Raw genomic sequence first — 21,140 nt, forward strand, 5'->3', positions numbered from 1 at the left:
ATATACTTCTAATGACAGGTGATAAGCCGCAATAGCTAACTCTAGATTATATTCTCTTTCCCCTCTGATGCGAATTTGATAAGCAGACCCCAGATTATTTTGTGTCGTTGCCCAATATTCAGGACAAGCTTCACGGGTATATACTTCTGAGAGGGTCTGATAGCCTGTAATAGCAATTTCCAGATTATTAGCCCGACTTCCCAAGGGAAACTGTGCAATATTATTACATAAATTCAATCAATTCCTGATTTGCTTGCAGAATATTATTGAGTTCCTCACCATCGGCACAAGTGAGCAACTGTTCAATTAAATTAATATAAGCTTGTAATCTGGCTTGATCCATAACCGTACCCTCCAACCCCAAATAGTTAAAATAGAATTATAATCAATCAAATAATTACATAAATCATAGTTTAGCGTAATATTGCGTGATACCGAGCGATCATACTAAAGTTAAGTGGGGGTACATTACTGTGAGTCATGATTTTTAGGCGATAGCGAAGCACTCCGTGGGAATCGCATAACATAGAATAGAATTATAACTGACTTCAAAACAGCAAATTATATGCTAGAAGCAAATGTACGGGACAACCAAGAGCTTTCTGGGCTAATCCAACAAGCGAACTCTAAGCGAGAAGCGATCGCCTTAGTTCAAGAAGGGCAGCAAAAAGCAGTGCTGTTAAGTTTAGAAATGTTTCAATATTTGATAGGAATTAGTAATCGCCGAGAACAGCTATCAAACGAAGGATTTGCAACTATGTCCCATCAACTTTTTACCAAATCTGGCTATGACTCAACCGACAAAATTATGGAACTTATTCAGGACGTAAAACAAGAAATATCCACAGAAAGAGAGCAAAGGCTAAATGACAGTGAAATCAAGTTCTAGTCTACCCAAATCGGTATTTCTCGACACAAATATCTACATTCTGGGAGCGCTTGATTTAAACAGCGATGAAAGCAAAATTTTATCATTGCTAGTCAGTGATGAAAATAGCGATGAGCAAACTAGAGTTATCTTCTCTCAAGAACTTATCGATCAAATCTTACGAGTTGGTAAACGCTTGCAAAACAAAGACTGGTCAAGTGGTCTGTTAATAAGACTTTGGCAGCAATTGAAAGTAGATTTCATATTTGTAGAAGACCAAGATATTCAAGCGATAGCTGATGCTGGCATAATTCCCCGTGAAGATGCAGGTGTTTATCTAACTGCCAAGCAAGGAAAAGCAAAATGTTTTGTATCCAGAAATTACAAACTAATTCGCGCACTTGTCGAGCAAACTGAAGAATTTGAATGTTTCACTCCCAGCGAGTTTTTACAAAAATATGCCCCATAAGCTACGAGAACTAAACTTCCAAAATTCATGTAAATACTACAAGGATTTAACTGTGATTACAAATGCTAGTAGCCTTACCCTTAGCAATCTCCGTCAAACCTTTGGCTTGAGACTCGACACTAGCGATCGCTTTTTTGATGAATGGTTAAATAATTCACCAACACTAACGGAAGCGGAACTACAAGGACTAGATCGCCTCACTCGCAACTATACCTATCTCAGTCAAGAGGAAGCGCCCCTTGAAGAAATTGTTAAGCTTGTCGTGGTGTCGCCATTGCTAGATTTGGCTGGTTTCTATCAATTTCCTTTTTTGGTAAAAGCAGAAGTAAGTACCAGTATCGAAGTTGCTGATGAAGCTAATGCTATAGCGGTTCAAGGCAGAATTGATATTTTGGTAATCCAAGATAGTTTTTGGATTTTGGTAATCGAATCAAAACCTGCAAGGCTGGACGTTACCGCAGGAATTCCCCAAGCACTTACTTATTTGTTGAGCGCTCCTAATTTGCAGTCAAGTTGCTATGGAATGGTGACAAATGGCAGAGAAGTATTGTTTTTGAAGTGCAATCGCCACCAAGATGTCCCTAAATATACGCGATCTCACACTTATCGGTTACTTGAAAATACAGCAGAACGTATTCAAGTTTTACAGGGGCTTAAACAAATTGGGGCTTATATTGGCAGTTCAAGAAGTTAGGCGATGGCTCGAAGAATATTATCAGGTATTAAGACGCTCATAATCAAGCTTGTAGTTGTAATTTATATAATTTTAGCAATTCTTCATGTATAAGTTAATTTTGAGACAAGCCATATAAAAAATGGCAAATGAGGAAAATTAAGCTAATTTAAAATTATTTATTTCCCCAATCCTTAACCACTGTGAGTCTTGTACCATTAAATTCCAGGGATATTTTACAAAGTATAAGTAGGTGAGCGTTGAAAATTGTCGTTATGGCAAGGCAAAAGGCAAGAGGCAAGAGTGAAGAGGGTTTGGGCGATTTTACATTTCTTTACACAGTTTGGTTTTATTGTGTTCACCTACTTAGTCGTCAAATATGTACTAGATAAGTTAAAGATGGAAATAACTGACAAATTGACTCTCAAAGCTTGCTTCCAGCATTCTCATGTCTAATTCACCGCAACTGAAGTTGATAAAATTCCCCCCTGTTGGGTAGTTTGTGTAAGGATACAATCACTGCTTAGGCGTGGTATTTCATCTTGACATTTCGCAAAAATTAACCCAACTTAACTATTTAGCTGCATAGCTATTATTTTTTTTAATTTCCATGTCAACTCTCGTTATTGTCGAATCTCCCACAAAAGCTCGTACCATTCGCAACTACCTACCAAAAGACTATGTGGTAGAAGCTTCAATGGGTCATGTCCGTGACCTTCCCCAGTCGGCTAGTGAAATTCCCGCAGCCGTGAAAGGGGAAAAATGGGCGCAGCTTGGGGTCAATGTAGAAGCCGACTTTGAACCGATTTATGTCGTTCCCAAAGACAAAAAGAAAATTGTCACTCAGCTTAAAGAAGCCCTCAAGGGTGTAACTGAACTGATTTTAGCAACAGACGAAGACCGGGAAGGGGAAAGTATTAGTTGGCATTTATACCAATTGCTCAAGCCGAAAGTGCCAACAAAGCGCATGGTATTTCATGAAATTACCAAGGAAGCCATTCAAAAAGCTTTGAAGGACTGCCGTAATATTGATGAGCAGGTAGTTCGCGCCCAAGAAACCCGAAGAATTTTAGACCGATTAGTAGGATATACCCTATCGCCGCTACTGTGGAAAAAAATTGCCTGGGGGTTATCCGCTGGGCGAGTGCAATCTGTAGCAGTACGTCTATTAGTAATTAAAGAACGCCAGCGTCGGGCTTTCCATGAAGGCACATACTGGGATTTAAAAGCCAGTTTAGAACAAGAAAAAAGTCTATTTAGCGCAGTCCTGGTGACTCTAGGCGGCACGAAAGTTGCCACAGGCAGCGATTTTGACTCAACAACGGGCAGAATTACCACAGGTCGCAATGTAATTTTACTTAATGAAGAGCAAGCGGAAACTTTAAAAACCCGTCTAGAAGGGAAAATCTGGACAGTGACGGATATGGAAGAACGTCCTGTCACCCGCAAACCAGCGCCACCGTTCACTACTTCCACACTGCAACAAGAATCTAACCGCAAGTTGCGCTTATCGGCACGGGATACGATGCGAGTGGCTCAAAATTTGTATGAGCAGGGGTATATTACCTATATGCGGACAGATTCGGTACATTTGTCCGACCAAGCGATTACTGCTGCCCGTGCTTGTGTGGAGCAAAAATATGGAAAACAATATCTTAGTCCCCAACCTAGACAATACACGACCAAATCTAAAGGCGCACAAGAAGCTCACGAAGCCATTCGTCCCGCTGGTAGTAGTTTCCGCACACCCCAAGACACAGGTTTAGCTGGACGAGAATTTGCTCTTTATGATTTGATTTGGAAGCGTACAGTCGCCTCACAAATGGCTGACTCTCGCCAAACTCAAGTTACTGTGCAAATCCAAGTGGAAGATGCTGGTTTTCGTTCCTCTGGTAAGCGGATAGATTTTCCCGGCTACCTTCGCGCTTATGTGGAAGGTTCGGATGATCCTGAAGCCGCTTTAGAAGACCAAGAAGTAATTTTACCTGCTCTGAAAGTTGGTGATCATCCTCAATGTAAAGAATTGGACGCGGTAGGCCATGAAACCCAACCTCCTGCCCGTTATACTGAAGCAACTTTGGTGAAAACTTTGGAAAGTGAAGGCATTGGTCGTCCTAGTACCTACGCCAGCATTATTGGCACAATCATTGATAAAGATTATGCTCAGTTGCTGAATAATGCTCTAATTCCTACTTTCACGGCTTTTGCTGTGACTGATTTACTGGAAAAACATTTTCCAGATATTGTTGACCCTAGTTTTACTTCTAAAATGGAGCAAACCTTGGATGAAATTTCCACGGGTGAAGCTCAATGGCTACCCTACTTAAAGAAATTCTATCTTGGTGAACAAGGTTTAGAAACTTTGGTAAGGGAAAGGGAAACAGAAATTGATGCCGGCAAGGCTAGAACTGTAGAACTAGAAAATTTAGATGCTAAAGTCCGTATTGGTAAATATGGACCTTACATTGAAGTTACCAATGGTGAGGAAGTAATTACCGCTTCTATTCCTAAGAACCTGACTCCGGCTGACCTTGACCCTAAACAGGTGGAAATTCTCCTCAAACAAAAAATTGTGGGACCTGACCAAGTTGGTCGTCACCCAGAAACCGGAGAACCTATTTATATCAAGATTGGTACTTATGGACCTTATGTGCAGCTAGGCGATAAGACTGAGGAAAATCCTAAACCCAAACAAGCTTCTTTCCCCAAGGGTGTGACACCGGAAACACTCACTTTGGATATGGCTGTTGGTTTATTATCTCTTCCCCGCGCTTTGGGAACTCACCCAGAAACTGGTGGCAAAGTCCAAACTAGTTTAGGAAGATTTGGCCCCTATGTTGTCCATGACCAAGGAAAGGAGGGAAAAGATTATCGTTCTCTCAAATCTACTGATAATGTCTTGACAATTTCTTTGAATCGTGCTTTAGAATTATTGGCAGAGCCGAAAAAGGGTCGGTCCGCTGCTAAGAGTAAGTCCAAGGAAGCTTTACGGGAGTTGGGTACGCATCCAGAAGATGATTCACCAGTTAATATCTATGATGGTCCTTATGGTCCTTACATTAAACACGGGAAAACTAATGCCAGTATTCCTGAAGGTGAATCAGTGGAAAATATAACTTTGTCTACAGCTATTGAATTACTTTCAGCTAAAGCATCTACAAAATCTACACGGAAAACCACTAAATCTACTACTAAGTCAACTGCTACTACTAAATCAACAAAGACTAGAGCGAAAAAGACAGACGCGGCGAGTTAGGGAAGGGGCAGGGGAGCAGGGGCAGGGGAGCAGGGGCAGGGAAGCAGGGAGCAGGGGGCAGGGGGCAGGGGAGCAGGGGTATAAATTTATTTATTTACTTCTTTCTTCCTTCTGACTCCTGACTCCTGACTCCTGACTCCTGACTCCTGACTCCTGACTCCTGAATTCATATCACTAATTACCCATTACTAATTATGAATGTGATAATCTAATAAGTAAGGGAAAACACAAAATTAAAATTTCATAGTAGGATGTATCATACTTGTGGAAATGTGTCAACCCTGCCAAGGCTAGAAGTGCGATAATACGCCAGTTTCTGCGACCCGGTTAAATAAAATTGAGGTACTATCTCAGGAGCGGTCAGTTTAATGGATTATATAGAAAAGGTGCTGGAAAAGCTGAAAGAATTAGCGCGGAAGTTAATTGATAGTCTGCTAGGTCCAGAGGCTGAACCGGAACCGGAACTGATTCCGATTCCTGTACATGAACGTTCTATGCGCCGTCGCTAAAGTTTTTAAGGTGTGGGAGTTGAATTTGCCAGCTTTAAGTATTCTTGTGCTGCATGGACCAAACCTAAATTTGCTGGGACTTAGAGAACCGGGAATTTATGGTTCGTTGACTTTGGCAGAAATTAATCGCTTGTTAGAGTCCAAAGCAATGGAACTGCAAGCAAATATATTGTCCGTGCAGTCAAATCATGAAGGGGTTTTAGTAGATGCTATTCACGGGGCATTAGGAAAGCATCAGGGGATTGTGATTAACGCTGGGGCTTACACTCATACTAGTGTGGCTTTGCGGGATGCGATCGCTGCTGTTAATTTACCTACTGTTGAAGTACATCTGAGTAATATTTATCGTCGGGAAGATTTCCGTCATCATTCTTATATCGCACCAGTGGTAATTGGCCAAATCAGTGGCTTTGGCGCTCAAAGTTATTTGTTAGGTCTGGAAGCACTGGTGTATTATTTAAATCAGTAATAGGTGAGAGGCAAGAGGCAAGGGGCAAGGGGCAAGAGGCAAGAGGCAAGAGGCAAGGGGCAAGAGGCAAGAGGCAAGAGGCAAGAGGCAAGGGGCAAGAGGCAAGAGGCAAGAGGCAAGAAAGAGTTATTTAAATTACCAATTACCAATTACCAATTACCAATTACCAATTACCAATTACCAATTACCAATTACCAGTCAAAAATTATGCGTTATTCTCTTGTAAGTCGGGTTAAGGGTGCTTTTCTGGGGGCATTTTTAGGAGAGAGTTTATCTAACCCGAATGGTTTTAATTTGGGTAGGATTGCGGTTTTGGGGACGGAAAGTTTAATTAGTTTGGGTAAGTTGGATGTAGAGGACTGGTTAAAGCGTCAAGAAGCGGCAGATATTAAATTAGAAAAAAATATTAATTCTTGGGGACAAATGATTCTCGCTATATTGCCGGTGGTGATGTTTTTTCACGAAAATCCTGTGAAAATGCGAGAAAATATTTTAGCGGTGCAAAAAATATGCAAGTGGCAAGATGAGCCGATTGTCAGAGATGCTAGTTTAATCATAGGATATGCGATCGCTCAATCCCTGAATGAAAAACTTAATCCCGGCACATTAATTTCGGAAACAGTGAGTTTTTTAGATAAAACATCAACTTCCTTACCACAACAATTAATAAAAGTCAATGATCTATTAAAAAAGGGTGCAGGACTAGAAACAGCAACCGGGGAATTAAGCAGTGCAGAACAATTAACTAGTAATATTGGTTTAGCTTTTTACTGCTTTCTAAGTACCTTAGAAGACTTTTCTCTCACCACATTAAGAGCTAATCAAAATCACGATTTTGCCAATTACGATATTACAGGTGCAATTGCTGGAGGATTATCAGGTGCATATAACAGTACGGTTGGTATACCTGTAAGTTGGCAAATTTCCCCCTCTGTCACCAATTCCCCTGCATGGGGACTTCACAGTTTTAACCAGATGTTAAAATTAGCCGATATAATGATGGCGGTATGGGCTGGAGTATATGACTTTAGTGATCATTTTGGCGAATGTGTAGATACAGGATATACTATCTTTGCTGCTCCTCATATTATTCGTAGACGTTGAAATAATTTTTGCGAAACACTGAATTAATTGGGCAGTAAATTTGGAGACTGTCGTATTTAACCCTGAAGGGGGTCAAATACGAACCGCTATCTCTTCTTAAGTTATTACACAGCTTGGGTAGTGTGCCGGAGGCATCAGCCATACTTGGGGTATTTCGCGGCAGGAAAGATGAAAACACAGCAATTTTTGCAGTCCTTGAGTCAGCAATTAAAGCAATGGCAGCGACAGTATAAAGTGCTATTCCGTAAAGGAAAGCATCAACATAAGCTGCATAGGAATTTTTTCAAAAATCTACTTCTATATTTATCAGCAAATAGCCATCAAGGAAAACAAGGTAAACGGGGACAAACACAAACATCAACTACTAAATTGGTGAGAAAAACTGGTGGTGTTGATAAAGTTATTTTCAGATGGGTACACCAAAAACGCTCCTCAATAATTTTGGTGTTGGCAGTATTATCATTGACAAGTGTGGTAGGTCATGATTTATATAACCAGCCAAGAATGAAAGTTGATAATATTGCCTGGCAAACATTTATTGCTCCCTACACGGATAATATTGAAAATCGAGAAGAGACAGAACAAAAACGCAAAGATGCTATAGATAGGTCTGTGCCAGTTTTGATGATTGATAACCAGATCAATGATAAGATTAATGATCATTTAGAAGAAATCTTAGATGCAGGTAATCAACTGCGAGGAATAGTTGGTATTTTTCCGTTTTCTATTACTTCAGTTTTATCAATTCCTACTCAACGTTATTTGAGGAATTTTCCTGAATCAGAATGGCAAAAACTGAAAGTAACTTTAGAAAATAATAGAAAACAAAATTTAAAAAACCAAAATTCCAAATTTTTGTTAATACCGCAAAATTCAATAAATGGTAAAAAGTTGTCTAATTCATCAAGTGTTCCGGTGGTATCGTTGCCTAGTTATGGAAATCATAGTGATGAAGCGTCGTTTATTCAAGCGTTGTCAGAACTGGATGCTTATCAATTTACTGCTTTAGAATCTGATTTCTCAGCACTAATTACCCAAATATCGCAAGTTAGGCAAGGATATAATCAAGCCCTAGATAAAGTATCACAACTAAAAAATGAACAGATCAAAAAAATTTATACAGAATCTGTTATTTTAGACTTAACTGATAATGATTGGTTAAAAACACAAGCTGGAATTCGTAAAATTGCCGAGCGAATTCTTGCTCAAGGTATATCAGCGGGGTTACCCAAATCTATTTTGAATAATGCAGTTAGTTTACAAGTGGAATTATCTGTACCTATTGAAGCTGAATCATTAACAAAAAATATATTTTTAGCGGTATTACAACCAAATATTAAACAAGATGAAGCCCAAACTAAACAACAAGATCAACTGGTAGCTAATAAAATACCGTCTGTGATGGTACAGATTAGAAAAGGAGAGGTAATTGTTAGTAAAGGAGAACAAATTACAACTGGTAAATTTCATATATTACAACATTATCGCATGATTGGCAGACAGGTGAATTGGCTGGGTTTAACAGTTGTAGCAATGGTTGTGACTGGAGGAATTCAGGTTTTTGTGTGGTTGGAAAGAAAAAGTCATAATTATTTACGACAACGCGATCGCTTATTAGTTCTCCTGCTGACTCTGAGTGTTCCTGGAGTATTGGCAATCAGTTTGCCATATACTACTTGGAGTGCAATTGGTTTATTATTAGGCAGTTTTTATGGACCAACTGTAGGTATAACGGTGGTGGGGTTATTGTCGCTGATACTACCAATTACCACAGATACAAATATTCTAGTATTGTTGGCTGGGGCTGGGGGGGGGATGTTAAGTAGTTATATAGCCCATAGATTGCGATCGCGTGAAGAATTAGCATTATTAGGTGTTGTCACTGCCCTCACTCAAGGTGGTGTATTCTTATTATTAAAAATCCTCACTGGTGGGGTTTTTGGTTCGGGTTGGTATATCTTCCAAGAAGCTGGTTTATTTGCTGTATCTGGCTTATCTTGGAGTGTGGTGGCTTTGGGTTTAAGTCCTTATCTGGAGACACTATTTGATGTAATTACTCCCATCCGCTTGGCGGAATTAGCTAACCCTAATCGCCCATTATTAAAGCGTCTGGCTACAGAAGCCCCAGGAACTTTTCAACATACTTTGTTAGTAGCTACTTTGGCTGAAGCTGCGGCTAAACAATTGGGTTGTAATGTAGAATTAGTTAGGGCGGGAACTCTATATCATGATATTGGCAAAATGCACGATCCTTTGGGATTTATTGAAAATCAGATCGGCAGTCCCAATAAACATGAAACAGAAATTAAAGATCCTTGGAGAAGTGCTGAGTTAATTAAAAAGCACGTGACGGAAGGGTTAGTCATGGCCAAGAAACACAGTTTACCAACGGCAATTCAGGCTTTTATTCCCGAACATCAAGGCACAATGGCGATCGCCTATTTCTATCACCAAGCCCAACAAATAGCCCAAGAAAACCCACACATCATTGTAGATAAAGCCGATTTTTGTTATGATGGTCCTATCCCCCAATCACGGGAAACAGGCATCGTCATGTTAGCAGATTCTTGTGAAGCCGCATTACGCAGTCTCAAAGATGCTACTCCAGAAAAAGCATTAAATATGCTGAATAATATCCTCAAAGCCAAATGGCAAGATGAACAATTAATAGATTCGGGCTTGACAAGAGAAGAAATGCCAAAAATCGCCCAAATATTTGTGGATGTTTGGCAACAATTTCATCACAAACGGATTGCTTACCCGAAAGCAAAAGCCGGTAATTCGTAATTAATATGAAGCTGTATAGAATCAGACTTTAAAAATACTTAACCGCAGATAAACGCAGATAAACGCAGATAAGGATTGATGAATTATGTGCTGTATTCATGCTTAATGGTTAAAATAGAGATACAGCAGTTTCCAATTATATGACATACATCATAGCCCCCTCATCGCTTGCGGGGAGGGGGTTGGGGTTCTTGTACCTCATAACATGGGGAAGTGCTGTAGAAAAATCACAATAGGAAGATTATGATGAGCGATCGTGACTATACCTTAATTATTGACAAAAGTGGTAGTATGTCCACACCCGACCAAGCGGGCGGAAGAACTAGATGGCAGATAGCCCAAGAATCTACCATTGCTTTAGCTAGAAAGTGCGAAGAATTTGATCCAGACGGCATTACAGTTTACGTTTTTTCCGGCAGATTTAAACGTTATGAGAACGTGACTGCTGCCAAAGTAGCCCAGATATTTCAGGAAAATGATCCAGCAGGGACAACCAACTTAGGAAGTGTACTTCAAGATGCCTTGAATAGCTACTTTCAACGCAAAGCCGCTGGTACTACCAAACCTAATGGAGAAACCATTTTAGTCATTACCGACGGTGAACCAGATGATCGCAAAGCTGTATTTGAAATTATCATCAGTGCGACTCGGCAAATGGAAAAAGATGAAGAATTAGGAATTTCCATGATTCAAGTTGGTTCAGATCCTCAAGCTACTAAATTTCTTAAAGCCTTAGATGATCAATTACAAAGTGTTGGTGCTAAATTCGATATTTGTGATACCGTAACTTTAGATGATTTAGAAGACATGAGTTTGGCTGACGTTTTAATGAACGCCATCACTGATTAATTAACAAAATTCCTCAAATCTGGAGAGTTTAGTCATGCTAGAAAACCGTGATTACACCTTAATTATTGATAAAAGCGGTAGCATGGCTACCCCAGATCAAAAAGGTGGGAGAACTAGATGGGCAACAGCACAAGAATCTACTTTGGCCTTAGCCAGTAAATGTGAACAATTTGATCCAGATGGCATTACTATTTATTTGTTTTCTGGAAAATTCAAACGTTATGAAAATGTCACATCTGCCAAAGTAACACAAATTTTCACAGAAAATGATCCTTCAGGAACAACAGATTTAGCCGGTGTTTTGAAACACGCTACCGATGATTATCTACAACGCAAAGCCTCCGGTACAACTAAACCCAATGGAGAAACAATTTTAGTAGTTACTGACGGTGAACCAGATGATCGTAAAGCCGTCATGAAGGTAATTATTGAAGTTTCTCGTCGTTTGGATAGAGATGAAGAATTAGCTATTTCTTTTATCCAAGTCGGGAATGATCCTCAAGCTACCCGCTTTTTAAAAATATTGGATGATGATTTGCAAAGTGCAGGTGCTAAGTTTGATATTTGCGACACCGTTACAATGGATGATATGGAAGATATGAGTTTATCAGAAGTTTTGCTCAATGCCATTAATGACTAGCACTGCTATGCAGAAGTCAAAATTCAAAAGTCAAAGGTCAAAATTAATATACAGTAGGCTTTTTGGCGATTGAGAATGGTTGATTTAGGGAACACCAAAAAATAAATTACCCGATTTTGGGGAGGGGGTTGGGGGTGGGGTTCTTGTACCTCACTGAATTAAAAATTAAAACAGTAGATCCTCCCTCACTTTTCACATCAATTCATAATTTGTTGATAAGATAAAAAAAGAAGTTGGGGATCTTATCTCTTTTAGGAATTATAAATATGGATTCCATTGACAAGCTATTAGCTGAACTCAAAACTGAATATACAGAACCAAAAACCACACCACCACAAAATAATTTAACCCCAATTAAATTGATTTCACCGACAATAAAATCAGATATATCCATAGATAATTTGTTATCAGAAGTACAAGCTGATTTGGCGGAAAATAAAACTGAATATATCCAAACCAACCCGACAAAACCACAAAATAGGTTATCTCCTATTCAATTTGTTCATTCACCTGATCCTAAATCAGATGTATTTGTCAACAACTTATTAGCAGATGTACAAGCTGATATTTTGGCAAAAGATGCGGCGATCGCACTGCAAAAACAAGAAGAATTAACACAGGAGAAAATTCGTCAAGAAAAACTTCAAGTTAAACAAAAAGCAGCTTTACAAAAATCTGCTGAACAATGGTTAGATCAATTAGATCCATTGTCATCAGAAGGAATATGGTTTGAAAAATTTGCTGAAGGTTATCCTAATAAATTATTAGCCGCAATTGATTATTTGCAAACTAAGTAGGTTGGCGTTGAAAATTGTCGTTATGGCAAGGCAAAAGGCAATACTTCGACTTCGCTCAGTAACCAGAGGCAAGAGGCAAGATTGAAGAGGGTTTGGGCGATTTTATGTTTCTTTACACAGTTTGGTTTTATTGTGTTCACCTACTTACAGCAAATTGTCATCAAACCCGGAACAAGAACCCCACACCCAACCCCCTCCCCGCAAGCGATGAGGGGGCTAAGATGTACCTTATATGATTGGAAATCGCTGTAATTCCTAAATCTCAATTTAACACTAATTTTTAATCAAAAATTCAATCTTTTGCCCTAAATATGGGGGTAGGCACGGGGCGCTACCCCTACGTAAATGATTAATTGCCCATTCGTGTATTGCTTAAAATGGTATTTGGTCAGTAACAGTGAGGTTTGTTTCTCCTGGTATTGACTCTACTTTTGTTTCCTCTGGCGTTGATTCTACTTTTATTTCCCATCCTCTTGATTCTACAGCAGTTCGGGATGCCGGATATGGAAATAAACTTTTAAATCCAGCTAAACGTTCTTTTAATGCTTCTGGTGCAGTATTCCAAAGACTTTCATAATAGAAAAAAGCTACACCCAGTCCCCGTTGTTGGGCGGCACGGACTTGAGATTGAATCTGTTGCATTGATACGGATTTAGTTCTTAAACCTGCCATAACACCGATTCCCGCAGGAATTTTTTGTTTTACTTCTTCCATTTCTGGACGGGAAAGCTTGCCAATAAAATGATCTAAATTTTCCTTATAAACTTGCACAATTAACTCATCTACTATGTCTAATCGTACCCAGTTCAACCAATCTTGGAGTTGAAATTTATAGGCATGATTATAGTAATTAGGTGAGACGGAGAAAATCATTTTCGGTTTGATCTGTTTAACTGTTTGATTCAGTCTCACCATAAATTCTGTAATTTTATTTGCCCGCCAATTTACCCATTCTGGGTTTTGAGGATCACTTGGTGGCGTTTTTTTGGTTTCTTGTTGATATAAGGCAACTGTATATTTATCGTAGCCAAATTCCGAAGGTAAACTTGTATGATCATCAAACTGAATACCATCAAGATTATATTTTTGAGTAAGTTCTACTAGAAGATCACTAATAAACTGTTGGACTTGGGGATGGAATGGATTTAACCATGAAACCTCTCCGCCGGCACTAATAGATGTTTGAGTCCCATCTTTTTTGCGTGTTAACCATTCTGGTTTATTCATGGCTAATTCTGAACTGGGAGGAGTCATAAACCCAAATTCAAACCAAGGAATTACTAGTAAATTTTGCCGATGGGCTTTATCAATTAAATCGGCAAGAATATCATGTCCATCTAAGCCTTGAAATACAAATGGTTGGATTTCTAGACGTTTGGCGACTTCACTAGGATACATGACATAACCAGAGTTCCAAACTACGGGATAGATAGTGTTAAAATTGAGTTGTTGCAGTTGTGTGACTGCTTCCTGAACTTTAGTCCTATCTTTAAGAATATCAAGATCATTATTTGTCATCCATACACCACGAATTTCTTGACGTGATGTTTGGGCTGTTACAGGTGTGAAGGTGTTTCCCCATAAAACTATGAGTAAGGAAATTAAAAACAAAGGCAGAAATAACTTTTTAAGTATTTCCCGAAAACCAAATGGATAAAAATTGAATCTCATTTTAATTTGAAACTATGGCAATGATATAATAAGTAGTGAGACAGAATTAATTACACAATGTCATTGCGAATGGAACGAAGTGAAATGAAGCAATCGCAAGGGTTGTGATTGCTTCCCTTCGCTCGCAATGACTGTAAATATTTTTGTCCAATTACTTAGAAGTCAGGAGTTAAAAATATTTTATTGGTTGACAATGAATTATATCTCAATCTGGTTCAGTTAAACATAAAGTTTCTGGTTTATGGCTATGAATCAGGATGCAGAAGATTGCGTCTAACCAGACTGGCGACAACTGTAGCTAATTCTACTGGTTCAATGGGTTTGGGCAAATGTAATTGAAATCCTGCTTGTATGGCTTGCATCCTGTCCTCTACCCTAGCATAAGCTGTCAATGCGGCTGCGGGAATATCTCTGCCCTTTTCAGGGGATAAAGATCGCACTTTACGAATTAATGAATAACCATTTTCCCCTGGCATCCCAATATCACTAATCAAAACATCCAGTGTCCACAGGGTAAGCATTTCCAAAGCTTCTTGGGCTGATGATACTGCTGTAACTTCCGCTTGGCATTCTTGTAGAACTGTAGCAATAAATTCACGGCTATCAACTTCGTCATCTACAACTAATACTTTTACGCCGTTTAGTATGGGTAAAGATGTGGGAGAAGCTAAAAAAATCGAGTCGGATTTTGCTGCTTTTTGCCGATACTTTTGCGCCTGTGTACTGTAACTTTCTTCCATCAGTGGCAGTTTGACTGTAAATGTTGATCCTTTGTTTTCCCCTAAACTTTCTACATGAACAGTACCACCATGCATTTCTGTTAAATGGCGCACAAGTGATAATCCTAATCCGAGTCCACCATAGGATCTAGTGCTGGAACTATCAGCTTGACGAAAACGATCAAAGACATAGGGCAGAAAATCAGCAGTAATGCCAATTCCATTGTCAATTACTTGAATTTGAGCATATTTTCTGGGTTGATCATGATCATTTGACAAATTTGCGGTGCTAATAGCCACTTTATTCAGCCTAATTTCGACGTTACCGCCTTGAGGTGTGAACTTGATGGCATTGGTTAACAAATTCCAGATTACCTGTTGCAAGCGATCGCTATCACCGGATACCATCACAGCAGAGGTTGAATCTGGCAATTCTCCATCATGGGGATCAAAGTGCAAATTAATTTCCTTTGCTTGGGCTGCAAGGGAGACAGTTTCTATAGCTGACTTAATAATAGGAACTAAATTGCAACTTCGAGGATTAAAGGTTAACTTACCTCTAATGATGCGGGATATATCCAACAAATCATTAATTAACTGATTTTGGATTTTCGCATTGCGTTCAATGGTTTCTAGTCCTTGGGCTACCTGATCTTCTGTAAATTTACGAGTTCTGAGCAAATGAGACCAACCGACTATAGCATTGAGAGGCGATCGCAATTCATGGGACAAAACCGCCAGAAACTCATCCTTCATCTGGTTAGCTTTCTGTAACTGCTCAGTTTGTGTTTCTAAAGAAGTGATCAAATTAGTGCGATCTTTTTCTACTTGTTTCCGCTCCGTAATATCCAAAAATGCCCCGATACATCCTCTCGGTTTCCCATCTTCATCAAATAACGGAGCGACATATTCCAGCAAATTCACAATTGTGCCATCATCATGGACAACATCAACCTCAAAATCTGAAATTTCCACACCATGCGCCACAGAATATTGCATGGGTAGTTCTTTTGCAGTCAGTTCTTTACCCTCATGGAAAAGTTTAAATTTTGTCGGTCTTTCTGCTATAGGTCCAGTCAAGGACGCATTTTCACCAGACTGCATCCTCAGTGACTTGGCAAAAGCTGGATTCATTGTAATAGTTTGGCATTCTCGATCTTTTGCTATGCCAATACCAATCGGAATCATATCGAACAAAGTTTGTAACTCATTGACTCGTCGCCGTAATTTTTTGTTAAGGTTGAGAATTTTTTTCTTACTTTTCTGAAGTTCCTTGAGTGCGGCTTCCCGTTCACTTAAATCCAGGATAAAAACTATTGACCTCTCCTGTTTTTCTACCTCGAGGGCAAAACCAACCAATACAGGAATACGACTACCATCTTTGCGAATATATTCCTTTTGATATGGTGTACAACCACCGTCTGCTCTAGAATGAGATTCAGCGATCGCTTGTTCATCTAAATATAAAAATTCCGGTGCTGTCAGATGCCTCCAATCTAAATTACCAGCGAGTAAATCTTCCCGTGTATAACCAATAATTCTCAAATATTCGTCGTTTGCCTGGTGGATGCCACCATAAATATCACCAGAAACAATACCAATAATGTTAGCATTGACAAAAGTTTGCAGATTCTCATCCTTAATTTTCAATGCCTCTTCAGCACGACGATTTTTACACCTGAGGCGATCAATTACTATCGCACTTTGCCAAATTAAAATAATAAAAACTATAATTACAACAAACTCAAGAAGGGAAATAGCAAAAGCATAATTATATAACTTCGCTAATTCACCATTAAGTATTAACCAACCCACCACAAAAAGGACAATTAGTGCTGGCAATAACAAACACACAGCTATCACACCACCATAACCATAATTAGTTATTACCCGCATTAACCACTGTCGAGAACTCGCCCACAGAATCCCCATCACCACCACCATAAATTTTCAATAAGTTGACCGCAATGTTATTTTATATTTTTAATATTATAGGATTTACGCATTGACAAGATTCCCCAAATATGTGACGTGAATTTTATCCCTTGTAGGGTGCGTCAGACCCAATAATTTGGTAAAAAAACAGATTTCCTCTATCTGACGTGGTTGGTGAGCAGTTCGACAGGTGTTACAGTGAGCTTGTCGAACTGCTCACTGTAACACTTGCCGAACCACACCCTACTCAATAAGTTATTCCCAAAGCCGAAAACGACGCAATTTCGTTCATTCATATCATGGCAAGTTAGTTAGCGTGCGTAAGTCCTATATAATTAATAATTAATCCCTTATTTGTGGTTGTTATGGTTGTTACTGCTTCGACCCACAAGATTACCTGGGAACTCTTGCCTGAAGATTTTGTTTTAGAAGATGAACCAGTGGATAATGTTAATCAACCTTCTTTAGCCGCTGCACTGACGGAAAGCCTGCAACTGGCAGGGAAACTCCCAGAAACAGCCCTGGCTACGACCAATTACGGCATTTGTACCGTAGTTAATGGCAAAATTGTCATCAAAGCACCTGATTGGGCTTACATACCCAAAATTACTGTGCCTAGAGAGCAAATACAACGTAGTTATACTCCTCACAAACAGGGTGAAATACCGGTTGTGGTGATGGAATTTCTTTCTGACGCAAATGGGAGTGAATATTCCAGTAAACGGACTTTTCCCCCTGGTAAATGGTTTTTTTATGAAGAGGTGTTAGAAGTTGCAAATTATCTAATTTTTGCACCTGATACGGGTGTTTTAGAATTTCATCGCTTACAAAGTTCAGGAAAATATCAATTACGTTCCCCTGATGAAAATAACCGTTATTGGATAGGGGAAATGGATTTATTTATTGGTGTATGGCAAGGAAAGCGCGAAAACCGTGATGGTTATTGGTTGCGCTGGTGGGATCAGGAAGGTAATTTGTTATTGTGGGGGTTTGAGTCGGTTGAGAAGGAACGCGCAGAAAAAGAACAAGAAAGACGAGAAAAAGAACAAGAAAGACGAGAAAAAGAGCAAGAAAGACGGGAAAAAGAACAAGAAAGACGAGAAAAGGAGAGAGCTTTACAACGGTTAGCGGAGTTGGAGAAACGATTACGAGATGCGGGAATTGAAGATTAGGAATTACGCAGAAGAACACGCGACTCGCAAACCACTACCGTAATTACTGCCGCCAGCAACTATGTAGTGACGATAGGCACAACGGCAGTTTCCTGACTCTTGCAGCCAAGAACCACCGCGTAATATGCGTTTGTTATCGTTACCAGTCCAAACGCTACCATCATTAGGTGCATTTGTATAGTCTTTATGCCAAGCATCTTCACACCATTCCCATACATTACCGTGCATATTATACAAATCAAAGTTGTTAGGGGGAAATCCGCCTACATCTGTGGTTTGTTTGTATTTGTTATTATGATTAACTACATCTGTATTAATGGTTTCACCGAAGTAAAATGGAGTCGTAGTCTTGGCTCTACAGGCATATTCCCATTCAGACTCGCTAGGTAAGCGATACATCTTACCTGTGTGTTCCCCCAACCTAGCACAAAATTCCTGGGCATCTAACCATGATATTTTTTCCACTGGCAGATTTGCACCTTGGAAGTATGAGGGTTTAGGGTTTAAATCTATGTTTATTTTCGGTAAACTGGCGATTTTTTGCCATTGTGCTTGGGTAATTGGGTATTTTCCGATGTAGAAAGGTGAAATTGTCACGTTATGTTGAGGTTTTTCATTTTTATATCCCTCTCCTTCTGGTGAACCCATAGAGAATGTGCCACCAGGAATACCTACCATTTCCAAAAATAAATTATTTCCTAAATTGTCTCTAAAAACTATGGGTTGTTTTGGGGAAACAATTGTTGTAGTAACTTGCCGGGAGTGATTAGGAGAAATGGTTATTGGTGAAAGTTGCTGTGGTTGCAATACTGATAAAATTTCTGTTGCAGACTGAAAGCGATTTGAGGGTAAGTCTTGCAGCATTTTATCTAATATTATTTCTAAGTCATGATTCACAAATATATATTTTTTCCATATCCATTGCATGATTGTTAAATCAAATAGTAGATCAGTACCATCGGGTTTTTGGAAATATCCTGTTAATAATCGAATACAAGTTACAGCTAAACTATAAAGGTCGCTGTTGGGATAAACTATGCCGCGAAATTGTTCTGGTGGTGCATAACCAGGTGTACCTGTAACTGTTCCCAGTTTGGTGAGAACGTTGTTACCTACCTCTTTGGAAACTCCAAAATCAATTAGGAATAAAGCGCCTGTTTGCGAATGTTTAATAATATTTTCTGGTTTAATATCTCTATGAATTACTTTATTGTTATGAACAAATTGTAAAATATGTAATAATTCAATTAGGATTTTTTTTACTTCAAATTCGCTAATTTTCCCCTTTTGTCGCAGTTCGTTTAATAAATTTTGACCTTCGATAAATTCTTGAATTAGATACAGTCTGCCTTCTTGGGGAAAGAATGCGAGTAAATCTGGAATATGGGGATGTTTCCCTAAATCGTTGAGTCTAAATGCTTCTTGTTCAAATAACTCTGTGGCTTTTTTTAGCGCAGCACTTCCTGATTGTTGAGGTAAAAATTGCTTAATGACGCAGTGAGTATCTAATCTTTGTTCGTCTACTGCTAAAAATGTCCGCCCAAAACCACCTTCCCCAAGAATGCGGATAGCGCGATACCGTTCTTTCAGCACTATTTGACTGCCACAGGATTGACAAAGGATAGTTTTTGGTGGGTTTCGCTGTAGACACACGGGGTTAAGGCACTGACTCATAAATGCTAGTAAGTAATTATATGGATATACTGGAAACGGGTAAATGCTAGACTTTTGCCCAGGCGAAAATCTTTGTATATCAATACTCTTAGTGATTTTAGAGGTAAAGCTGCAACCCGTTTTTAGTATAATTATAGTCACATTTTAGCAGTGATATAGGTTAGCGAGAAAATGACATAATCAAATTTTGTAAATAATAGACATCTCCAGAAATGAAATGTACATGACTGGAAACCCATGTAAAGACGTTCCGGCGGAATGTCTCTACAATCATTTTCACCAGATGTCTAATTATGATTACATCACTCTTGTGCAGCTAATAAATCTTCTTCATATAGTCGTGAATTAATATGTTTACCTTGTGTAATTAACCCATCTAAAACATCTTTTATTGTCGGAATTAACCCTTGTTGTTTTGCTACTAATAAAATGCCAATTGTGCCAATAATCTTTAAGTTTCTAGATAAAGCAACTCGTCTAGCATCCAAGTCATCCATTAATAATTGATCAGATGATAACTCTTCAGCAAGAATCATCGCAGCACATTCACCCGCACCTAAATTCGTTGCTTTTTTCAGATTAGATAGTTGTTCTACATTATTAATTGCTATTATCTCTATCCAATTTGCTGATTTAACTAAATTAACTGCTGGATGAGTTCCTGTTGTTACTTCATTATAAACTTCTATGGGAATAATAACTTTGCCAAAAATATCTCGGAGTAAATTGAGTTGTCCAACTTTTGCTAATTCACTTAAAGGAGTTGTATCGGAAACAATAATCACTTTTTATACTGGTTTAAAATTTCTAATGTTTGAGTAACTTCTTGCTGTAATTCTTCCTTGGTTTGTATCGGGAAGGGAGAGATTTTATAACTATCCATTAAATCAGAAAGTTGCCACCGTTCAATTTCTAATAGTTCTGCTGCACGTCCAGCACCAATATCTCCATGACTTAATAATGTCATAATGTATGCTTCTTTGGCTTTTTTTTCAGCTTCTAAACGATGAATTTCTGGGACTTCGGGTAAGGTGATGGTAAATTTGATTTCTGTTGTAGCCATTTTATTTTACCTTCCTAATGTTGGGTTTCCTTCCGTCAGTTTAATCTATATCACTTAATTATACAATATAATAGCTGAGTGATCACATTTTGAAAGTTTGACTAAAACCAGAGTATGAATTTACATTCAGAGGTTATTTTGAATTTAGCTCTAACAAGTCTCATAGGTTTATGGCTAATTTGGCAGGCTATAAAAATAAACTCTAATATTGACATATTTCAGATAGTAGTTAATTGGTTTAGGGATAGACCTATAATTTTACCTTCTTTATTTTTTTCGATATCTCCATTTGTATCTGCATATATTTTTCACAATTTACAACCAGATTTTAATCAGATTTTTGACAATAAAATACTTGTACAAGTATTAACAACTTTTGGGGCAGTTATAAGCATCTATATTGGAAATAGAGCTTTAGAAAGCTTCAGGAAAATTCAGGGACAAAAGAAGGTAGCAAAGATAATTATTGTAAGTATGGAGGGTCA

Annotated in this window: 18 protein-coding genes and 2 pseudogenes; 14 read left to right on the forward strand and 6 right to left on the reverse strand. The window is 38.7% G+C overall.

Annotation, left to right across the window (positions count from 1 at the left end; translation table 11 throughout):
* Positions 1-237, reverse strand: a 237-nt coding sequence (locus tag FJR37_RS19250; protein WP_217355336.1) for a hypothetical protein, incomplete at its 3' end; no start/stop codon positions are given.
* A gap of 328 nt (positions 238-565) precedes the next feature.
* On the opposite strand from FJR37_RS19250, the gene FJR37_RS19255 reads away from it, so the two are divergent.
* From FJR37_RS19255 to FJR37_RS19305, 12 genes are all read left to right on the forward strand, one after another.
* On the forward strand, positions 566-889 hold the full coding sequence (locus FJR37_RS19255; protein ID WP_168466850.1) for a hypothetical protein: 324 nt from the start codon (positions 566-568) through the stop codon (positions 887-889).
* Entirely contained in the window at positions 867-1,337 is a 471-nt protein-coding gene (locus FJR37_RS19260) for a PIN domain-containing protein (RefSeq protein ID WP_053540600.1), read from the forward strand. The genes FJR37_RS19255 and FJR37_RS19260 overlap by 23 nt, the downstream gene beginning before the upstream one ends.
* Before the next feature lie 52 nt (positions 1,338-1,389).
* Positions 1,390-2,031 carry a restriction endonuclease subunit R gene (locus FJR37_RS19265; RefSeq protein ID WP_168466851.1) on the forward strand — a complete coding sequence of 214 codons (642 nt, stop codon included), beginning with the start codon at positions 1,390-1,392 and terminating at the stop codon, positions 2,029-2,031.
* 589 nt (positions 2,032-2,620) lie between these two features.
* On the forward strand, positions 2,621-5,266 hold the full coding sequence (gene topA, locus FJR37_RS19270) for a type I DNA topoisomerase (protein WP_168466852.1): 2,646 nt from the start codon (positions 2,621-2,623) through the stop codon (positions 5,264-5,266).
* A 368-nt stretch (positions 5,267-5,634) separates the two neighbouring features.
* Positions 5,635-5,775, forward strand: coding sequence for a hypothetical protein (locus FJR37_RS19275; protein WP_027404689.1), 141 nt, complete (start codon positions 5,635-5,637; stop codon positions 5,773-5,775).
* Positions 5,750-6,244: a type II 3-dehydroquinate dehydratase gene (gene aroQ, locus FJR37_RS19280; protein WP_168466853.1), complete on the forward strand. Its 495-nt coding sequence runs from the start codon at positions 5,750-5,752 to the stop codon at positions 6,242-6,244. The genes FJR37_RS19275 and aroQ overlap by 26 nt, the downstream gene beginning before the upstream one ends.
* A gap of 134 nt (positions 6,245-6,378) precedes the next feature.
* Complete coding sequence (locus FJR37_RS27790; RefSeq protein ID WP_371416145.1) at positions 6,379-6,480, forward strand: hypothetical protein; 102 nt, start codon at positions 6,379-6,381, stop codon at positions 6,478-6,480.
* Positions 6,452-7,348 carry an ADP-ribosylglycohydrolase family protein gene (locus FJR37_RS19285; protein WP_168466854.1) on the forward strand — a complete coding sequence of 299 codons (897 nt, stop codon included), beginning with the start codon at positions 6,452-6,454 and terminating at the stop codon, positions 7,346-7,348. The genes FJR37_RS27790 and FJR37_RS19285 overlap by 29 nt, the downstream gene beginning before the upstream one ends.
* A gap of 168 nt (positions 7,349-7,516) precedes the next feature.
* Positions 7,517-10,135, forward strand: coding sequence for an HD family phosphohydrolase (locus tag FJR37_RS19290; protein ID WP_168466855.1), 2,619 nt, complete (start codon positions 7,517-7,519; stop codon positions 10,133-10,135).
* Between the two features lie 243 nt (positions 10,136-10,378).
* On the forward strand, positions 10,379-10,984 hold the full coding sequence (locus FJR37_RS19295; protein WP_168466856.1) for a VWA domain-containing protein: 606 nt from the start codon (positions 10,379-10,381) through the stop codon (positions 10,982-10,984).
* A gap of 34 nt (positions 10,985-11,018) precedes the next feature.
* A complete protein-coding gene (locus FJR37_RS19300; protein WP_168466857.1) occupies positions 11,019-11,624 on the forward strand; it encodes a VWA domain-containing protein in 606 nt (201 codons plus the stop codon).
* Between the two features lie 266 nt (positions 11,625-11,890).
* A complete protein-coding gene (locus FJR37_RS19305) occupies positions 11,891-12,421 on the forward strand; it encodes a salt stress protein, Slr1339 family (RefSeq protein ID WP_254434616.1) in 531 nt (176 codons plus the stop codon).
* A gap of 372 nt (positions 12,422-12,793) precedes the next feature.
* Here FJR37_RS19305 and FJR37_RS19310 read toward each other — a convergent pair whose 3' ends face one another.
* Both FJR37_RS19310 and FJR37_RS19315 read right to left on the reverse strand, forming a co-directional pair.
* Positions 12,794-14,092, reverse strand: a complete 1,299-nt coding sequence (locus FJR37_RS19310) for a glycoside hydrolase family 10 protein (protein WP_168466858.1) — start codon at positions 14,090-14,092, stop codon at positions 12,794-12,796.
* 245 nt (positions 14,093-14,337) lie between these two features.
* Positions 14,338-16,758 (reverse strand): annotated as a pseudogene (locus FJR37_RS19315) (ATP-binding protein); the annotation flags it as partial.
* A 353-nt stretch (positions 16,759-17,111) separates the two neighbouring features.
* Between FJR37_RS19315 and FJR37_RS19320 the strand changes: the two are divergent.
* Positions 17,112-17,918, forward strand: a complete 807-nt coding sequence (locus FJR37_RS19320) for a Uma2 family endonuclease (RefSeq protein WP_174763453.1) — start codon at positions 17,112-17,114, stop codon at positions 17,916-17,918.
* A gap of 3 nt (positions 17,919-17,921) precedes the next feature.
* Here the strand turns inward: FJR37_RS19320 and FJR37_RS19325 are convergent, their stop codons facing one another.
* The 3 genes from FJR37_RS19325 to FJR37_RS19335 all read right to left on the reverse strand — a co-directional run bounded on the left by FJR37_RS19325 (position 17,922) and on the right by FJR37_RS19335 (position 20,655).
* Positions 17,922-19,592 (reverse strand): bifunctional serine/threonine-protein kinase/formylglycine-generating enzyme family protein, encoded by a 1,671-nt coding sequence (locus FJR37_RS19325; protein ID WP_168466860.1) that lies wholly within the window; start codon positions 19,590-19,592, stop codon positions 17,922-17,924.
* A gap of 302 nt (positions 19,593-19,894) precedes the next feature.
* Positions 19,895-20,377, reverse strand: coding sequence for a DUF3368 domain-containing protein (locus tag FJR37_RS27795; protein WP_168466861.1), 483 nt, complete (start codon positions 20,375-20,377; stop codon positions 19,895-19,897).
* A complete protein-coding gene (locus FJR37_RS19335) occupies positions 20,374-20,655 on the reverse strand; it encodes a UPF0175 family protein (protein ID WP_168466862.1) in 282 nt (93 codons plus the stop codon). Before FJR37_RS19335 ends, FJR37_RS27795 begins: the two co-directional genes overlap by 4 nt.
* Before the next feature lie 114 nt (positions 20,656-20,769).
* Between FJR37_RS19335 and FJR37_RS26560 the strand changes: the two are divergent.
* A pseudogene (locus tag FJR37_RS26560) lies at positions 20,770-21,140 on the forward strand (DUF4158 domain-containing protein); the annotation flags it as partial.

Source organism: Aphanizomenon sp. UHCC 0183 (assembly GCF_009712065.1).
Taxonomy (GTDB): domain Bacteria; phylum Cyanobacteriota; class Cyanobacteriia; order Cyanobacteriales; family Nostocaceae; genus Dolichospermum; species Dolichospermum heterosporum.